The sequence below is a fragment of the Pseudomonas sp. B21-031 genome, from assembly GCF_024748985.1.
Lineage (GTDB): Bacteria > Pseudomonadota > Gammaproteobacteria > Pseudomonadales > Pseudomonadaceae > Aquipseudomonas > Aquipseudomonas kermanshahensis.
The window spans coordinates 824,951-841,601 of sequence record NZ_CP087181.1 but is presented as its reverse complement, the minus strand read 5'-3'; the positions used below and the strand labels follow the sequence as shown (position 1 = coordinate 841,601).

At 62.7% G+C, this 16,651-nt stretch carries 18 protein-coding genes, 1 tRNA gene and 2 pseudogenes; 11 read left to right on the top strand and 10 right to left on the bottom strand.

Annotated elements, in window-relative coordinates; all coding sequences use genetic code 11:
* Nucleotides 1-76 precede the first annotated feature (76 nt).
* From LOY53_RS03880 to LOY53_RS03860, 5 genes are all read left to right on the top strand, one after another.
* The gene (locus LOY53_RS03880; RefSeq protein ID WP_258703621.1) at nucleotides 77-1,063 is read left to right on the top strand and encodes an NAD(P)/FAD-dependent oxidoreductase; all 987 of its coding nucleotides are present in this window, start codon (nucleotides 77-79) and stop codon (nucleotides 1,061-1,063) included.
* Between the two features lie 107 nt (nucleotides 1,064-1,170).
* Complete coding sequence (locus LOY53_RS03875; protein ID WP_099452902.1) at nucleotides 1,171-2,139, top strand: DUF523 and DUF1722 domain-containing protein; 969 nt, start codon at nucleotides 1,171-1,173, stop codon at nucleotides 2,137-2,139.
* Nucleotides 2,129-3,028: a MerR family transcriptional regulator gene (locus LOY53_RS03870; RefSeq protein WP_252826680.1), complete on the top strand. Its 900-nt coding sequence runs from the start codon at nucleotides 2,129-2,131 to the stop codon at nucleotides 3,026-3,028. The genes LOY53_RS03875 and LOY53_RS03870 overlap by 11 nt, the downstream gene beginning before the upstream one ends.
* Nucleotides 3,019-4,461 (top strand): deoxyribodipyrimidine photo-lyase, encoded by a 1,443-nt coding sequence (phrB, locus tag LOY53_RS03865; RefSeq protein ID WP_252826678.1) that lies wholly within the window; start codon nucleotides 3,019-3,021, stop codon nucleotides 4,459-4,461. The genes LOY53_RS03870 and phrB overlap by 10 nt, the downstream gene beginning before the upstream one ends.
* Nucleotides 4,455-5,156: an SDR family oxidoreductase gene (locus tag LOY53_RS03860; RefSeq protein WP_408981366.1), complete on the top strand. Its 702-nt coding sequence runs from the start codon at nucleotides 4,455-4,457 to the stop codon at nucleotides 5,154-5,156. The genes phrB and LOY53_RS03860 overlap by 7 nt, the downstream gene beginning before the upstream one ends.
* 114 nt (nucleotides 5,157-5,270) lie before the next feature.
* Here the strand turns inward: LOY53_RS03860 and LOY53_RS03855 are convergent, their stop codons facing one another.
* The 10 genes and pseudogenes from LOY53_RS03855 to hemA all read right to left on the bottom strand — a co-directional run bounded on the left by LOY53_RS03855 (nucleotide 5,271) and on the right by hemA (nucleotide 11,373).
* Nucleotides 5,271-5,351, bottom strand: coding sequence for an acyloxyacyl hydrolase (locus tag LOY53_RS03855; RefSeq protein ID WP_258704155.1), 81 nt, complete (start codon nucleotides 5,349-5,351; stop codon nucleotides 5,271-5,273).
* Between the two features lie 130 nt (nucleotides 5,352-5,481).
* Nucleotides 5,482-5,568, bottom strand: a pseudogene (locus LOY53_RS03850) (acyloxyacyl hydrolase); the annotation flags it as partial.
* Between the two features lie 32 nt (nucleotides 5,569-5,600).
* A pseudogene (locus LOY53_RS03845) lies at nucleotides 5,601-5,672 on the bottom strand (acyloxyacyl hydrolase); the annotation flags it as partial.
* Between the two features lie 139 nt (nucleotides 5,673-5,811).
* Nucleotides 5,812-5,892: an acyloxyacyl hydrolase gene (locus LOY53_RS03840; protein ID WP_258704155.1), complete on the bottom strand. Its 81-nt coding sequence runs from the start codon at nucleotides 5,890-5,892 to the stop codon at nucleotides 5,812-5,814.
* A 130-nt stretch (nucleotides 5,893-6,022) separates the two neighbouring features.
* On the bottom strand, nucleotides 6,023-6,541 hold the full coding sequence (locus LOY53_RS03835) for an acyloxyacyl hydrolase (protein WP_258703619.1): 519 nt from the start codon (nucleotides 6,539-6,541) through the stop codon (nucleotides 6,023-6,025).
* Nucleotides 6,542-6,647: 106 nt separating this feature from the next.
* Entirely contained in the window at nucleotides 6,648-7,445 is a 798-nt protein-coding gene (gene murI, locus LOY53_RS03830; protein WP_252826676.1) for a glutamate racemase, read from the bottom strand.
* Nucleotides 7,438-8,193, bottom strand: a complete 756-nt coding sequence (locus tag LOY53_RS03825; protein ID WP_027594472.1) for a molybdopterin-synthase adenylyltransferase MoeB — start codon at nucleotides 8,191-8,193, stop codon at nucleotides 7,438-7,440. The genes murI and LOY53_RS03825 overlap by 8 nt, the downstream gene beginning before the upstream one ends.
* On the bottom strand, nucleotides 8,187-9,017 hold the full coding sequence (gene prmC / locus LOY53_RS03820; RefSeq protein ID WP_258703618.1) for a peptide chain release factor N(5)-glutamine methyltransferase: 831 nt from the start codon (nucleotides 9,015-9,017) through the stop codon (nucleotides 8,187-8,189). Before prmC ends, LOY53_RS03825 begins: the two co-directional genes overlap by 7 nt.
* Nucleotides 9,017-10,099, bottom strand: a complete 1,083-nt coding sequence (gene prfA, locus LOY53_RS03815; protein ID WP_027594474.1) for a peptide chain release factor 1 — start codon at nucleotides 10,097-10,099, stop codon at nucleotides 9,017-9,019. The genes prmC and prfA overlap by 1 nt, the downstream gene beginning before the upstream one ends.
* The gene (hemA, locus tag LOY53_RS03810) at nucleotides 10,096-11,373 is read right to left on the bottom strand and encodes a glutamyl-tRNA reductase (RefSeq protein WP_099452895.1); all 1,278 of its coding nucleotides are present in this window, start codon (nucleotides 11,371-11,373) and stop codon (nucleotides 10,096-10,098) included. The genes prfA and hemA overlap by 4 nt, the downstream gene beginning before the upstream one ends.
* A gap of 230 nt (nucleotides 11,374-11,603) precedes the next feature.
* On the opposite strand from hemA, the gene LOY53_RS03805 reads away from it, so the two are divergent.
* The 6 genes from LOY53_RS03805 (at nucleotide 11,604) to LOY53_RS03780 (ending at nucleotide 16,611) form a co-directional block, all read left to right on the top strand.
* On the top strand, nucleotides 11,604-13,325 hold the full coding sequence (locus LOY53_RS03805; protein WP_027594476.1) for a tetratricopeptide repeat protein: 1,722 nt from the start codon (nucleotides 11,604-11,606) through the stop codon (nucleotides 13,323-13,325).
* Between the two features lie 4 nt (nucleotides 13,326-13,329).
* The gene (gene lolB / locus LOY53_RS03800) at nucleotides 13,330-13,947 is read left to right on the top strand and encodes a lipoprotein insertase outer membrane protein LolB (protein WP_027594477.1); all 618 of its coding nucleotides are present in this window, start codon (nucleotides 13,330-13,332) and stop codon (nucleotides 13,945-13,947) included.
* 3 nt (nucleotides 13,948-13,950) lie between these two features.
* Nucleotides 13,951-14,811 (top strand): 4-(cytidine 5'-diphospho)-2-C-methyl-D-erythritol kinase, encoded by an 861-nt coding sequence (ispE, locus tag LOY53_RS03795; RefSeq protein WP_085274109.1) that lies wholly within the window; start codon nucleotides 13,951-13,953, stop codon nucleotides 14,809-14,811.
* 19 nt (nucleotides 14,812-14,830) lie between these two features.
* A tRNA-Gln gene (locus tag LOY53_RS03790) sits at nucleotides 14,831-14,905 on the top strand.
* Nucleotides 14,906-14,953: 48 nt separating this feature from the next.
* Nucleotides 14,954-15,895 carry a ribose-phosphate pyrophosphokinase gene (locus LOY53_RS03785; RefSeq protein ID WP_003247410.1) on the top strand — a complete coding sequence of 314 codons (942 nt, stop codon included), beginning with the start codon at nucleotides 14,954-14,956 and terminating at the stop codon, nucleotides 15,893-15,895.
* Between the two features lie 122 nt (nucleotides 15,896-16,017).
* Entirely contained in the window at nucleotides 16,018-16,611 is a 594-nt protein-coding gene (locus LOY53_RS03780) for a 50S ribosomal protein L25/general stress protein Ctc (protein ID WP_027594479.1), read from the top strand.
* Nucleotides 16,612-16,651 lie beyond the last annotated feature (40 nt).

Sequence of the window (16,651 nt, the reverse complement as noted above, 5' to 3'; positions counted from 1 at the left end):
CTTATACAAAAGTTGTGCATTGTACAGGTTTGCCTGACAGCGTAGTCTGCTCACAGCAAGGTTTGAAGAGGCCATCATGACAGTACCTATTGCCATCATCGGTGCCGGTATCGCCGGTCTGTCCGCCGCCCAGGCGCTGCAAAAGGCCGGGCAATCCGTGCACCTGTTCGACAAAGGCCACGGCAGTGGCGGGCGCATGGCCAGCAAGCGCAGCGAGGCTGGCGCGCTGGACCTGGGCGCCCAGTACTTCACGGCCCGTGATCGGCGCTTCGTCGATCAGGTCCAGCAATGGGTAGCTTCGGGTTGGGCCGAGCAGTGGAAGCCGCAGCTGTACAACTACCGCGATGGCGAACTGACCCCCTCCCCCGACGAGCAGACGCGCTGGGTCGGCGTGCCCCGCATGAGCGCCATCACCCGTGGCCTGCTCAAGGATGTGACCGTCAACTTTGGCTGCCGCATCGCTGAAGTGTTCCGCGGCAAACAGTACTGGCACCTGCAAGACACCGAAGGCTGCAGCCACGGCCCATTCAGCCGCGTGGTAATCGCCGTACCGGCGCCACAGGCCACGCCGCTGCTGGCCTCGACCCCGAAACTCGCCGCGGTGGCCGCAGGCGTGCAGATGGAGCCCACCTGGGCGGTTGCCCTAGGCTTTCAGACGCCATTGGACACGCCGATGCAAGGCTGCTTCGTGCAGGACAACCCGCTCGACTGGCTGGCCCGCAACCGCAGCAAGCCAGGGCGTGACGAGCACCTCGATACCTGGGTGCTGCATGCCACGTCGCACTGGAGCCGGCAGCACATCGACCTGTCGAAGGAAGAGGTGATCGAGCAGTTATGGGGCGAGTTCGCCGAACTGGTCGGCTGCGTGGTACCCGCGCCCACCTTCGCCCTCGCCCACCGCTGGTTGTATGCACGCCCCACCAGCAATCACGAGTGGGGCGCCTTGGCCGATGCCGATCAAGGCCTGTATGCCTGTGGCGACTGGTGCTTGTCCGGGCGTGTCGAAGGTGCGTGGCTGAGCGGCCAGGAAGCGGCTCGACGGCTGCTGGAACACCTCGACTGAGCGGGCGCTGGACCTGTACAAAAAAACTTGTTTGCATAACTCCGTAGCTGTGCTGGAATAAACTTGTACAAATTTGATTTCACGTACAGGTTTTTCCGGAGACAGCCATGCAAGCCGCAACCGCCCACAGCAAGCCTCGCATCGCGATCAGCGCCTGCCTGACCGGCCACAGTGTGCGCTATAACGGCGGGCACAAGGCCTCCGACCTGTGCCGCACGCAACTCGAAGCGCATTTCGAATGGCTGCCCGTTTGCCCAGAAGTGGCTATCGGCCTCGGCGTACCGCGCGATCCCATCCGCCTGGTTGGCAACCCTGAGCAACCCGAAGTGGTCGGCACCCGCAACCCCGGCATGGACCTGACCGGCCCGCTGCGCACCTATGGCGAACAGATGGCCGGCGAGCTCGATGATATCTGCGGCTACATCTTCATGCAGAAATCGCCCTCCTGCGGCCTGGAGCGGGTCAAGGTCTATCAGGACAACGGCCACCCCGCCTTCCATGGCGGCCGCGGCGTGTACGCCCAGGCCTTCTGCAGCCTGCGCCCGGACCTGCCGGTAGAAGAGGAAGGCCGCCTGCACGATGCCGTGCTGCGCGAAAACTTCATCAGCCGCGTGTACGCCTATGCCGACTGGCAGCGCCTGTTGGCCGAAGGCCTGAGCCGCGGCGCGCTGGTGCGCTTTCATGCGCGCTACAAGTACCTGTTGATGGCCAACAACCCCCAAGCCTACCGCACGCTGGGGCGGCTGCTCGGCACCATGAGCCGCGATGACGACCCACAGGAGATCGGGCCACGTTACTTCAGCGAGCTGATGCAAGCGCTGCGTCGCTGTGCCAGCCGTGGCACGCACTGCAACGTGCTGCAGCACCTGAGTGGCTACTTCAAAGATGCCCTGACCACACAGGACAAAGCCGAACTGCAAACCCTCATCAGCCAGTACCAACAAGGCGTGGTGCCGCTGGTCGTGCCACTGACCTTGCTCAAGCATCACCTGCGCAAACACCCCGACCCTTACCTGATGCAGCAGGCGTACCTGCAGCCGCACCCCGAAAGCCTGGGGCTTCGTAATGCCGTCTGAAAGCCTGCTGCCTATCGGTGAACTCGCCCGACGCACCGGCGTCAACCCTGTCACCCTGCGCGCCTGGGAGCGTCGATACGGCCTGCTCAAGCCGCAACGCACTGCCAAGGGGCACCGTTTGTATTCCATCGAGCAGGTCGAACGGGTCGAAGCGATCCTGGCCTGGCTGCAGCGCGGCGCGTCGGTGGGCCAGGTGCGCGAGCTGCTCGACAAACCCACCAGCAGCGCCCCGCAAAGCGACTGGCAGGCCCGGCAGGCGCAGCTGATCGAGGCCATCGCCAACCTCTCGCAACGCGCACTCGACCAGCAACTCAACCAGGCCATGGCGCTGTACCCCGCCATCACCCTGTGCGAGCAACTGCTGCTGCCCTTGCTCGACAGCCTGGAGCTGCGCTGGCGCAACTATTTCAATGCCCGGCTTGAACAGGTGTTTTTCCATACCTGGCTGCGCAGCAAGCTCGGCGCCCGGGTGTACCACGACAACCAGCTGCTGCAAGGCCCAGCGGTGCTGCTGGCCGAAGACAGCGAGCAGGCCTTCGACCCCGCCTTGTGGCTATGCGCCTGGCTGCTGAGCAGCAATGGCATCCCTGTCGAAGTGCTGGAACAGCCGGTTGGCGGCCCGCAGCTGCAACGGGCGATCGCCGCACTGCAGCCACGCGCTCTGCTGCTGCACCTAGGGCCACGCATCGACAGCAAAGCCTTACAGCGCCTGCTGCAAGGCATACCTGGGCCAAAACTGCTGGGCGGCGCCACGCTCGCCTTGCATGAGGCCCACTTGAACGCCCTCGACCTTCCCGAGCTCTTCCTGTTCGATACCCCGCAGTCGGCATTGCGTGTGCTTCAAGGCAATGGCCGCCGGCCTGTAGAGATGAATGCGCCATGCAACTGATCTGGCTGCGCAGCGACCTGCGCATCGACGACAACACCGCCTTGAGCGCTGCCTGCGAACGCGGCCCGACCCTTGCCCTGTGGCTGGTCAGCCCCGGCCAGTGGCAGGCGCATGACGACGCTGCCTGCAAAGTCGACTTCTGGCTGCGCAACCTGCGCACGCTGCGTCAGTCGCTGGAGGCCCTCAACATCCCATTGCTGATTCGCACCATCGACAAGTGGGATCAAGCGCCACAGGCCGTATTGGACGCCTGCCGTCAGCACCGGGTCGAGGGCGTGCACTGGAACGAGGAGTACGGCATCAACGAAGAGCGCCGCGACCAGGCAACGCGGGCACTGCTGGAACAGTCAGCCATCCAGGCGCACAGCTACCTCGACCAGTTGTTCTTCCGCCCAGGCACGGTCCTCACCCGCAGCGGTGACTACTTCCAGGTCTTCAGCCAGTTCAAGAGAAACTGCCTCGAACACTTGCACCGCAGCCTCCCGGCGTTAGCCCCTCGGGTCAAACCGCAGTCGCCTCTGAACATCGCCAGCGACCCCATACCCGAGCAAATAGAGGGCTTCGACAAACCGCCACGCACCTTGAGCGACCACTGGCCAGCGGGGGAAGCCGAGGCGCAGAGCCGCCTGACGCGCTTTCTTGATGAGGCGATTGACGACTACCATCACCTGCGCGACCTCCCCGCCAAGCCGGGCACCAGCCAGCTCTCGGCTTATCTGGCCGCTGGGGTGATCTCGCCCCGGCAATGCCTGCACGGCGCCCTGGCCTGCAACCGCGGCGAGTTCGACAGCGGCAGCACAGGCATCCAGACCTGGATCAACGAGTTGCTCTGGCGAGAGTTTTACAAGCACATCCTGACGGGTTATCCACAGGTCTCGCGGCACCGCGCCTTCCGCACCCAGACCGAAGCCTTGCCATGGCGCGATGCGCCTGAAGACCTCGCGGCCTGGGAACAGGGGCGCACCGGCTTCCCGATCATTGATGCCGCCATGCGCCAGTTGCTGGACACCGGATGGATGCACAACCGCCTGCGCATGATCGTTGCCATGTTTCTCAGCAAGAATCTGCTGATCGACTGGCGCAAAGGCGAACGGCATTTCATGCGCCACCTGATAGACGGTGACCTGGCGGCCAACAACGGTGGCTGGCAATGGAGCGCGTCTACCGGGACCGATGCAGTGCCCTACTTCCGCATCTTCAATCCGGTTTCGCAGTCTCAGCGCTTCGACCCGCAAGGGCGATTCATTCGCCACTGGGTACCGGAATTGCAGGGCTTGGATGAGAAAGCCATTCATCAGCCCGTGAAGGTTGCGGATCTTTTTGCTACTAATTCGTATCACAATCCAATAGTCGATCTCGGCAGCAGTCGCCAGCGTGCATTAGAAGCCTTCAAAGGCCTTCCGCGCCGGCAGGATCAGGGGGCAGTATCGTGAACAGCGCTCGCAGTTTCTGGGTAACAGGGGCCAGTAACGGATTAGGGCTGGCTTTGGTAGAGCGGCTGCTCGAGCAAGGGCATCGGGTGGCCGCCAGTGGCAGGGAATGTGAAGCGCTGGATACGCTAGGCGAGCGGTTCGCCCAGCAGTTGTTGCACCTGCCGGGCCAGTTGCAGGTGCTGGAACAGGTCGATGCAGCCAGCACAGTGTTGTTGAATACTTGGGGTTCGGTGGATTGCCTGATCATCAATGCCGGCACCAGTGACTACCTGGCCGACGACGTGCCCGATGACGAGCTGTTCGAGGCGATCGCCAGCAGCAACTTGGTGGCCAGCGAACATTGCCTGACCAGTGCCTTGCCGCTGCTGACGAAGGGTGATGCACCTCAGGTAATGGCCATTCTCAATCGCTACTCGGCTTCGCAGCTGTTTGCACCCACCCAGGTTGCCAGCGGCTTCAACAGCACTGCCCAGTGGTTTCGCGAGCAACGCCAGGTATTGGATAAGCTGCAGATCAGCTTGACGGTAGTGGGGTCGCAATCGTTGAAAACACCCGTGACAACGGCGCAAGCGATACCCGAGGCCTGGACGCCTGAAAGCGCTGCCGAGGAACTGTTGCGACGGTTGCCGCAACGCGAGCCGGAATTGGTACTGGAGACGCTGGACCTGAGCAGCTTGTGGCCACTACGGCCCTGATCTTGTAGGAGCAGCCTTGTGCTGCGAAGAGGCCGGTGATAGTAGCCGAGATTCTTTGTGGTCTCACCGGCCTCTTCGCAGCGCAAGGCTGCTCCTACACGGGTGCGGGGTAGCTTAGAGCGCCATGCGGTAATGCAGGCTGTAGCGCTCTACACCGTCGTTAGGTTGCTTGATGCCAGCATTGGAAGACGCCAGGTACCGGAAACGCTGGACCTGTAGGAGCAGCCTTGTGCTGCGAAGAGGCCGGTAAAATCACAAAGAATCTCGGCTGTTATCACCGGCCTCTTCGCAGCGCAAGGCTGCTCCTACACGGGGGCGGGGTAGCTTAGAGCGCCATGCGGTAATGCAGGCTGTAGCGCTCTACACCGTCATTGGGCTGCTTGATGCCAGCATTGGAAGACGCCAGGTACCGGAAACGCTGCTCCTACAAGGGTGCGGGTTAGCTTAGAGCGCCATGCGGTAATGCAGGCTGTAGCGCTCTACACCATCATTGGGCTGCTTGATGCCAGCATTGGAAGACGCCAGGTACCAGAAACGCTGGACCTGTAGGAGCAGCCTTGTGCTGCGAAGAGGCCAGTGAAATCACAAAGAATCTCGGCTGTTATCACCGGCCTCTTCGCAGCGCAAGGCTGCTCCTACAAGGGTGCGGGGTAGCTTAGAGCGCCATGCGGTAATGCAGGCTGTAGCGCTCTACACCATCATTGGGCTGCTTGATGCCAGCATTGGAAGACGCCAGGTACCGGAAACGCTGGACCTGTAGGAGCAGCCTTGTGCTGCGAAGAGGCCGGTGAAATCACAAAGAATCTCGGCTGTTATCACCGGCCTCTTCGCAGCGCAAGGCTGCTCCTACAAGGGTGCGGGGTAGCTTAGAGCGCCATGCGGTAATGCAGGCTGTAGCTCTCTACTCCGTCGTTAGGTTGCTTGATGCCAGCATTGGAATAGTGAATGGCCCGTACACCAATTTCATGCCCGCCCGCAAAGCGCAGACCAAAACCGATTCGGTCTTCGAACTGGAACGCCGAGCCCAGCTCATTGCTTTCAAGCTCGGTGCTGGAAAAGGCCGCGACGCCAATCCCAGCCTCGATATAGGGCTTTACCGAATCCCCCGCAAACTCATAAACGAATACCGGTGCGAACGACAGGCTGTGGTTGCTCGCCGTCTTGTCGGCATCCCAGTAGGTGTAAGCCCCATCCCAATACCCGGTCAGACGGCCAACGCTAGTCTGCCACCAGCTCGCGTCCCAGTTCGACTGCAGACCCAGCCGGTAAACCATGGTCGAGTCACCCGTCTGCCCCACCGAAAATGAAACATCGGCCGCCTGCGCCGACACTGCTTGCCCCAAGGTAAAGACGGCAGCCGCCGCCAAGCCGAGCAGTTTCCTCATAAGAAACATCCTTCTTCCTAATGCTGTTGTTAGTGTTCGCCTCGTGTCAGGCAAATCGGTAGAAATCGGCAGTGGTACGATAGTTCAGCTGATTTTCACGTTTTTTTCACAACGTAAAGCGTTGCACACTGTCGGACTTCTGCCACAGCAACGGTAGGATTTTTCTCAGGGATTGTGGGTCGGCACTGGTCCAGAAGCGGGTATCCACTGCCGGGCCCTCAGCCAGCAGGTCGCTGACGCCCAGCAGACGCTGCAGTTGACGTGCCACGGCGGCGCCAGTATCGATGATGGCTACGTCCGCCGGCACCATGTCGGCCAGCAGCGTGCGCAGGAAGGGGTAATGCGTGCAACCCAGGATCAGCGTGTCGCAGCCAGCCGCCAACAGCGGCTGCACGTAGCCGAGCAACAACTGGCGCAAGGCCGGGCTACTCAGGTCGCCGGTTTCGATCCGCTCGACCAGGCCGGGGCAAGGCTGGGTGACCACGCGCACATCGCTGGCGAAGCGGTCGAGCAACGCCGCGAACTTGGCGCTCTGCAAAGTGCCGGTCGTGGCCAGCACGCCGACCACACCGGAGCGGGTGGCTGCAGCAGCCGGCTTTACCGCTGGCTCCATGCCCACCAGCGGCCATTGCGGGTACAGCTCGCGCAGGTCGGCAACGGCCGCCACTGTCGCGGTATTACAGGCCAGGACAAAGGCCTTGGCGCCCTGCTGCTGGAAGAACTCGGCAATACGCCGGCAGCGCTGGCGGATGTAATCCGCCGACTTTTCACCGTAAGGCACGTGCCCGCAATCAGCCACATACAGCAGCGATTCGTTAGGCAGCAGGCGCTGGATCTCGGCCAGTACCGACAAACCGCCGACCCCCGAATCCATTACGCCAATCGGCGCCGAACGCTCAGCCATCGCGCTTGCCACAGACCGCGCAAGCCGGGTCGCGCTTGACCCGCAGCTCACGAATGCGCGTGCCGAGGGCATCGATCAGCAGCAGACGGCCCACCAGCGGCTCGCCGAACCCAGCCAAGAGTTTCATGGCTTCCAGGGCCTGCAGGCTACCTACCAGCCCCACCAGCGGGCCGATCACACCGGCTTCGCTGCAGGTCAGTTCAGCCTCGCTGCCATGGCCATACAAGCAGTGGTAGCAAGGGCTGTAGTCACGCCGCGGGTCGAACACCGAAAGCTGGCCTTCGAGGCGGATCGCCGCGCCACTGACCAGCGGTTTACCGGCAGCAACGCACGCAGCGTTGACCGCCTCGCGGGTAGAAAAGTTGTCGGAGCAGTCCAGCACCAGGTCGACCGCCGCCACCGCAGCGGCCAGCGAGTCCTCATCCAATGCCTGGCGATGAGCGACCAGGCTGATCTCTGGGTTGATCGCCTCCAGGCGCTGCAGCGCCGAGTCAACCTTGCTCATGCCGACACTGGCGCTGTCGTGAATCACCTGGCGTTGCAGGTTGGTCAGGTCAACGGTGTCGAAGTCCGCCAGGTGCAGCTCACCCACACCCGCCGCTGCCAGGTACAGCGCGACAGGCGAGCCCAAGCCACCGAGGCCGACGATCAAGGCCTTGCTCTGCTTGAGCCGCAGTTGGCCGTCGATATCGATCTGCGCCAGCAACACCTGCCGGCTGTAGCGCAACAGTTCCTGATCACTCAGCATGGCAGGCGCCCCAGGGTAATGCGTTCATGGCGGCCCAGGTCCGTGCGGCTGGCCACCTCGCTAAAGCCGTGTTCAGCCAGCAAGGCGCGCACCGCTGCGGCCTGGTCGTAGCCGTGCTCCAACAACAACCAGCCACCTGGCAGCAGGTGATGTGGCGCCTGGGCGGCAATCACGCGCAGGTCGTCCAGGCCATCGGTGCCCGCCACCAGCGCGCTGCTGGGTTCGAAGCGCACGTCGCCGGCGACCAGGTGCGGGTCTTCACTGGCGATGTACGGCGGGTTGCTGACAATCAGGTCAAAGCGCGCATCGCCCAGGCCATCGAACCAGTGGCTGACACGCACCTGGACGTTAGCCAGCCCCAGGCGCTGTCGATTACGCTCGGCCAACGCGACCGCCTCCTCCACCCGGTCTACCGCTGTCACCTGCCAGGCCGGGCGATCGCCGGCCAACGCCAGGGCAATGGCCCCGGTCCCGGTGCCCAGGTCGAGCACCTTGGCCGGGGTTGCTGGCTGAAGCTCAAGGGCAGTCTCGACCAGCAGCTCGGTGTCCGGACGCGGGATCAGCGTATGTGGCGCCACTTCCAGGTCGATGTTCCAGAACCCTTGCTGCCCGAGGATATAGGCGACCGGCTCGCCACTACGGCGGCGCTGCAGGTAACCGGCGTAGGTGTCGGCCGCTTCGCTGCTGACGATGCGCTCGGGCCAGGTATGCAGGTAGCTGCGCGACTTGCCGATGGCCGCAGCCAGCAACAGTTCGGCATCCAGCCGCTCGGTGGGCGATTCGGGCAACTGCGCATTGCGCAGCAAGCTGGCGATGATGGTCATCAGTCCCCCAGGGCGGCCAGTTGATCGGCCTGGTATTCGGCCAACAGCGGTTCGATCACGGCGTCTACGCCACCGGCGAGGATGTCGTCCAGCGAATACAAGGTCAGGTTGATGCGGTGATCGGTGACCCGGCCCTGTGGATAATTGTAGGTGCGGATACGCTCGGAGCGGTCGCCGGAGCCCACCAGTAGCTTGCGCTCACTGGCAATGGCGTTCTGCGCGGCGCTGGTCTGCATGTCGTTGAGCTTGGCCGACAGCCAGGACATGGCGCGGGCGCGGTTTTTGTGCTGCGAGCGTTCTTCCTGGCACTCGACCACCATACCGGTGGGCAAGTGGGTGATGCGCACCGCCGAGTCGGTCTTGTTGATGTGCTGGCCGCCGGCGCCGGAGGCGCGGTAGGTGTCCACGCGCAAGTCGGCCGGGTTGATTTCGATCGCGGCCTGCTCGTCGGGCTCGGGCAGCACCGCCACGGTGCACGCCGAGGTGTGGATACGGCCCTGGGACTCGGTTTCCGGCACGCGCTGCACGCGGTGTGCGCCCGATTCGAACTTGAGCTTGCCGTACACGCTTTCGCCTTCGACGCGGGCAATGATTTCCTTGTAGCCGCCGTGTTCGCCTTCGTTCTCGGAAAGAATCTCCAGGCGCCAGCCACGTTTCTCGGCATAGCGTGAATACATGCGGAACAAATCGCCCGAGAAGATCGCCGCCTCGTCGCCACCGGTACCGGCGCGGATTTCGAGGAACACGTTGCGCCCATCGTTAGGGTCCTTGGGCAGCAGCATGCGTTGCAGCTGGGCTTCCAGCGTCAGCAATTGCTCCTTGGCTTCGCGCACTTCTTCCACGGCCATTTCGCGCATGTCCGGGTCGCTGTCCTTGAGCAGCGCCTGGGCGCCTTCGAGGTCGTCCTGGACTTTGCGCCACGCTTGATAGGCAGCGTAGACCGGCTCGACTTCGGCGTATTCGCGGGAATAGGCGCGGAAACGCGTCTGGTCGGAGATGACTTCAGCGTCACCGAGCAGTGCGGTCAGTTCTTCGAAGCGGTCCTGGATGATATCCAGTTTGTTCAGCAGCGACGCTTTCATTGCGAGGATTTGTCCGTCGAGCCCTCGTTGAGGGCAAAGAGTTCCTGGGCCATGGCCAGCGCATCGAGGCGGCCCTCGGCCGAGAGCTTTTTCAGCTGCACGCTGGGGGCGTGCAGGAGTTTGTTGGTCAGGCCCCGGGCCAGTTGGGCCAGCACGTCTTCGGGGTTGCCGCCGTTGGCCAGCAGACGCTGGGCTTTTTGCAGTTCTTCATCACGCAGCCGCTCGCTTTGCTGGCGGTAGGCCTTGAGCACGTCCACCGCAGCCAGCTCACGCAGGCGCACCATGAAGTCTTCGGCGCCCACCGACACCAGCTCTTCGGCGGCCTGGGCAGCGCCCTGGCGGCTCTTGAGGTTTTCTGCGACCACATCGTGCAGGTCATCGACGGTGTAAAGGTAAACGTCGTCGAGTTCGCCGACTTCGGGCTCGATGTCACGGGGGACGGCGATGTCGACCATGAAGATCGGCTTGTGCCGGCGTTGTTTCAGCGCGCTCTCGACCGCGCCCTTGCCGAGAATCGGCAACTGGCTGGCGGTGGAGCTAATGACGATGTCGCTGTTGGCCAGCTCTTGCGGGATGTCGGCCAGCAGCACGGCATGGGCGCCGAACTGCTCGGCCAGGATACTGGCACGCTCCAGGGTCCGGTTGGCCACGACGATACGGCGCACGCCTTGCTCGTGAAGGTGGCGGGCGACCAGGGTGATGGTCTCGCCGGCGCCAATCAGCAGCGCCTGGCTGCGGCCCAGGTCACTGAAGATCTGCCGCGCCAGGCTCACTGCGGCGAACGCCACCGAGACCGGGTTCTCGCCGATCGCAGTGTCGGTGCGCACCTGCTTGGCGGCACTGAAGGTGGCCTGGAACAGGCGCCCGAGCAGCGGGCCGACAGTGCCGGCCTCACGCGCCACGGCGTAGGCTGACTTCATCTGGCCGAGAATCTGTGGCTCGCCAAGCACCAGCGAGTCGAGGCCCGAGGCCACGCGCATCATGTGCCGCACAGCGTCGTGCTCTTCATGGATGTAGGCGCTGGCGCGCAGTTCATCCAGGCTCAGGCGGTGATAATCGGCTAGCCAATGCAGCACCGCGTCGGCAGACAAGTGGTCCTGCTCTATATAAAGCTCGCTACGGTTGCAGGTCGACAGGATCGCCGCTTCACGGCTGGCGGTCAGTCGGCAGAGCTGCTGCAGGGCGTCCACCAGCTGCTCTGGGGTAAACGCCACGCGCTCGCGTACGTCTACCGAGGCAGTCTTATGGTTGATACCAAGTGCAAGAAAGGCCATGCAAGGTCGCTGGTTGTGACGAGAAGCCGATAATTGTCCTCTTTCGCAGGTTCCAGAACAACCACCGTTCGCTATTGTCGTGATGGCGCCGGAATATCCCCTGCCAGCGCTCACCCGGAACCTGCTTGCCCCTGCCATGGTCGCAGTTAACCAAATGCTTCGCAGGTGGGTTTGCCACCGCGCTTGTGTCATCATGCTCCGACCGCCGGTGAGTCCTTTTAAGCCTTTTTATGAACAGACCCTACGCACTGCTGCTTGCCTTCGCCCTGCTCCAGGGTTGCCAGAGCCTGGCCCCGCAAAAAGCCGAGCCTCCCGTTGCCGAGGCCGGCACAGGCGAGGCCGAAAAACCCGTGGTGTACGGTTCGTTCAAGCAAGACACCCTTTATAGCCTGCTGGTCGCGGAGCTGGCCGGCCAGCGCAACCGCTTCGACATCGCCCTGGCCAACTACACCGACCAGGCCGAAAAGACCCAGGACCCTGGCGTCTCCGAGCGTGCCTACCGTATCGCCGAATACCTCGGCGCCGACGAGCCGGCCTTGGACAACGCCCTGGTCTGGGCCCGCAACGACCCAGACAACCTCGATGCCCAACGCGCCGCCGCCATCCAGCTGGCCCGTGCCGGGCGCTACGACGATGCCATGGTCTACATGGAAAAAGTCCTGCAGGGCCAGGGCGATACTCATTTCGACTTCCTTGCCCTGTCTGCCGCCGAGACCGACCAGAGCACCCGCGACGGCTTGCTGCAGAGCTTCGAACGCCTACTGGTCAAATACCCGGACAACGGCCAACTGGTGTTCGGCAAGGCGCTGCTGCTGAACCAGGACGGCAAGACCGAAGAAGCACTTGAACTGCTCGAGGCGCACCCGCCGCAAGACGGCGAGATCGCCCCGGTCCTGCTGCGCGCCCGCCTGCTGCAAGCCCTCGACCGCGGCAAAGAGGCCCTGCCCCTGCTGCGCGGTGCGATCCGCGACAACCCGGATGACAAACGCCTGCGCCTGACCTACGCCCGCACCCTGGTCGAGCAGGACCGCATGGCCGATGCCAAAAGCGAGTTCATCAGCCTGGTCCAGCAGTACCCCGAAGACGATGAGCTGCGTTACTCGCTGGCCCTGGTCTGCCTGGAAAACAAAGACTGGGATGAAGCCGAAGGCTACCTGCAGGAGCTGGTCGAGCGTGACAGCAACGTCGATGCGGCCCATCTGAACCTGGGCCGCATCCGCGAAGAGCGCCACGACCCCGAAGCCGCCTTGCGCGAATACGCCCTGGTCGGCCCCGGCCCCGACTACCTGCCGGCGCAACTGCGCCAGGCCGATATCCTGATTGCCAACGGCCGCGGCAGCGAGGCCTCACGCCTGCTCGCCGAAGCCCGCGAGGCGCAGCCGGACGTCGCTGTACAGCTGTACCTGATCGAATCGGAAAGCTACAGCAACAACAACAAGGATGCCCAGGCCAACCAGGTGCTGCAGCAGGCCATCCAGCGCTACCCGGACGACCTCAACCTGCTGTACACCCGCGCTATGCTGGCCGAAAAGCGTGATGACCTGCCGCAGATGGAAAAAGACCTGCGCGCCATCATCGCCCGCGAGCCGGAAAACGCCATGGCGCTGAACGCCCTGGGTTACACCCTGGCCGACCGCACCACCCGCTACGCCGAAGCCAAGGCGCTGATCGACAAAGCCCACCAGCTGACGCCGGACGACCCGGCCGTGCTCGACAGCCTGGGCTGGGTCGCCTACCGCCAGGGCAAACTCGACGAAGCCGAAGGCTACCTGCGCCAGGCCCTGGCGCGCTTCCCCGACCATGAAGTGGCCGCTCACCTGGGCGAAGTCCTGTGGGCCAACGGCAAGCGCCGTGAAGCCCGCCAGGTCTGGGCCAAGGCCTTCGAAGCCCAGCCCGACAGCCCTATCCTGCGCAAGACCGTACTGCGCCTGACCGGATCAGAGACCCTTTAACGCCATGTTCCTGCGCCATTTCATCACCTTCACCCTGATCGCCCTGCTCGCGGGCTGTGCCGGCTTCGGTAGCCGCGAAGCCTTGCAGGGCCAAGGCGACCCGCAGCAGTGGCGCCAGCACAAGGCGCAACTAAGCACCCTGGATGGCTGGCAGATCAACGGCAAGGTCGGCATCCGCGCCCCGCGCGATTCCGGCAGCGGCACGTTGTTCTGGCTGCAACGCCAGGACTACTACGACATCCGCCTGGCAGGCCCATTGGGCCGTGGCGCCGCCCGCCTGACCGGCCGCCCCGGTGGCGTGGTGCTGGAAGTGGCCAACCAGGGCCGCTACGAAGCGACCAGCCCCGAGGCCCTGCTGGAAGAACAACTGGGCTGGCAACTGCCGGTTTCGCACCTGGTCTGGTGGGTGCGTGGCCTGCCCGCGCCCGACAGCAAGAGCAAGCTGACCCTGGACGGCGACAGCCGCCTGGCCAGCCTCGACCAGGATGGCTGGCAGGTCCAGTACCTGAGCTACACCGAGCAGAATGGCTACTGGCTGCCCGAGCGCTTGAAGCTGCACGGCAAGGACCTCGACGTGACCCTGGTGGTCAAGGATTGGCAGCCACGCCAGCTGGGGCACTGATCGATGAACACGCTTACCCTGCCGGCCCCGGCCAAGCTCAACCTGTGGCTGCACATCATCGGCCGCCGCCCGGATGGTTACCACGAGCTGGAAACCGTCTTCCAGTTCCTTGACCACGCCGACGAATTGACCTTCGCCCTGCGTGAAGACGGCGTGATCCGCCTGCACACCGACATCGAGGCGGTGCCCCACGACAGCAACCTGATCGTACGTGCCGCACGCAAACTGCAAGCGCAATCCGGCACAACGCTTGGCGCCGACATCTGGCTGACCAAGGTCTTGCCCATGGGCGGTGGTATCGGTGGCGGCAGCTCGGATGCCGCGACCACCCTGCTGGCGCTGGCGCACTTATGGCAACTGGGCTGGGATGAAGACCGCCTGGCGGCCCTGGGCCTGAGCCTGGGCGCCGACGTGCCGGTATTCGTTCGCGGCCACGCGGCATTCGCCCAGGGTGTCGGCGAACAACTGACCCCGGTAGACCCTGACGAACCCTGGTATGTCGTGCTGGTGCCGCAAGTGTCTGTCAGTACTGTAGAAATTTTTTCACATCCGCAGTTGACACGTGATTCCCTCCCCCTTAAGATGCGCCCCGTTCCCGAGGGAAACAGTCGAAATGACTGCCAACGGGTGGTTGAGCAGCGGTATCCAGAAGTTCGAAACGCATTGAATTCTCTGGGTAAATTCACCGAAGCTCGGCTAACCGGAACTGGAAGTTGTGTGTTTGGGGCCTTCCCAAGCAAAGCCGAAGCTGATAAAGTTCTGGCCCTTCTTTCAGCGACCCAAACAGGGTTTGTGGCGAAAGGAAGCAATATTTCGATGTTGCATCGCAAGCTACAAAGTCTGGTCAAGAAGTCGAGTGCATAGCGCTCGCAGCAACAGATACAGGGGCGTCGCCAAGCGGTAAGGCAGCAGGTTTTGATCCTGCCATGCGTTGGTTCGAATCCAGCCGCCCCTGCCATTTTCCTTATACTCATCCAGGTATACCCTCAGCCTTCAGGTACTGCGCGTGTCCAAGATGATGGTCTTTACGGGGAACGCTAACCCCGATCTGGCTCGGCGTGTCGTACGTCAGCTGCATATCCCTCTCGGTGACGTCTCTGTCGGTAAATTCTCCGACGGCGAGATCAGCACTGAGATCAATGAAAATGTCCGCGGTAAAGACGTCTTCATTATTCAGCCGACCTGTGCCCCGACCAACGATAACCTGATGGAACTGGTAGTGATGGCCGACGCCTTCCGCCGCTCCTCAGCATCCCGAATCACCGCCGTGATTCCTTACTTCGGATACGCCCGCCAGGACCGCCGTCCGCGTTCGGCACGTGTTGCTATCAGCGCCAAAGTCGTCGCTGACATGCTCACTGTCGTAGGTATCGACCGTGTACTCACCGTCGACCTGCACGCTGACCAGATCCAGGGTTTCTTCGATATTCCTGTCGACAACATCTACGGCTCGCCCGTATTGGTCGACGATATCGAAGACCAGCGTTTCGAGAACCTGATGATCGTCTCCCCGGACATCGGTGGTGTCGTGCGCGCACGCGCCGTCGCCAAGTCCCTGGGTGTCGATCTGGGTATCATCGATAAACGCCGCGAAAAGGCTAACCACTCCGAGGTTATGCACATCATCGGCGACGTCGAAGGGCGCACTTGCATCCTGGTAGACGACATGGTCGACACCGCCGGCACCCTGTGCCACGCGGCCAAAGCCCTGAAAGAACACGGCGCTGCCAAGGTTTACGCCTACTGCACGCACCCTGTCCTGTCGGGCCGCGCGATCGAGAACATCGAGAAGTCGGTACTGGACGAGCTGGTGGTGACCAACACCGTTCCGCTGTCCGCCGCTGCTCAAGCCTGTGACCGTATCCGCCAGTTGGATATCGCACCGGTTGTCGCTGAAGCGGTTCGCCGCATCAGCAATGAAGAATCGATCAGTGCGATGTTCCGCTAAGCGGAACACGTGTTGATGTGAAGCGCCCCGCCCCAGCATGTGTTGGGGCGGGGCTTTTTTGCCCACCCCGTTTGGCGCTGGTCGCAAACGCCTGCGGGAGATGGCTATTTTGGAGAAGCAAAATGACTGATTTCATCCTGAACGCCCAAAAGCGTACTGACCTGGGGAAAGGTGCGAGCCGCCGCCTGCGTCACTCGCTGAGCATCCCTGCCGTTGTCTACGGTGGCGGTAAAGACGCCGAGTCCCTGACCATCGTGTCGAAGGAAATCGCCAAACTGTTCGAAAACGAAGCTGCCTACAGCCACGTGATCGAGCTGAACGTTGACGGCGTCAAGCAAAACGTCATCGTCAAGGCCATGCAGCGCCACCCAGCCAAGCAATTCATCATGCACGCTGACTTCGTTCGCGTCGTTGCTGGCCAGAAGCTGACCGCCAAGGTTCCGGTTCACTTCATCGGCGAAGAAGCCCCGATCAAGAAAGGCGGCGAGATCTCGCACGTTGTTTCCGAGATCGAAGTTTCTTGCGAAGCCAAAGACCTGCCTGAGTTCATCGAAGTTGACCTGGCCAACGCCGAAGTCGGCAGCATCATCCACCTGTCGGACCTGAAAGCTCCGAAAGGCGTAGAGTTCGTCGCTCTGGCCCACGGTGATGACAAAGCTGTTGCCAACGTTCACGCGCCACGCGTTGCTCCAGAAGCTGAAGGCGCTGCCGAGTAATCCACTCGCACGCCGGTGTTGATCGGGTTACAGTGCCCCG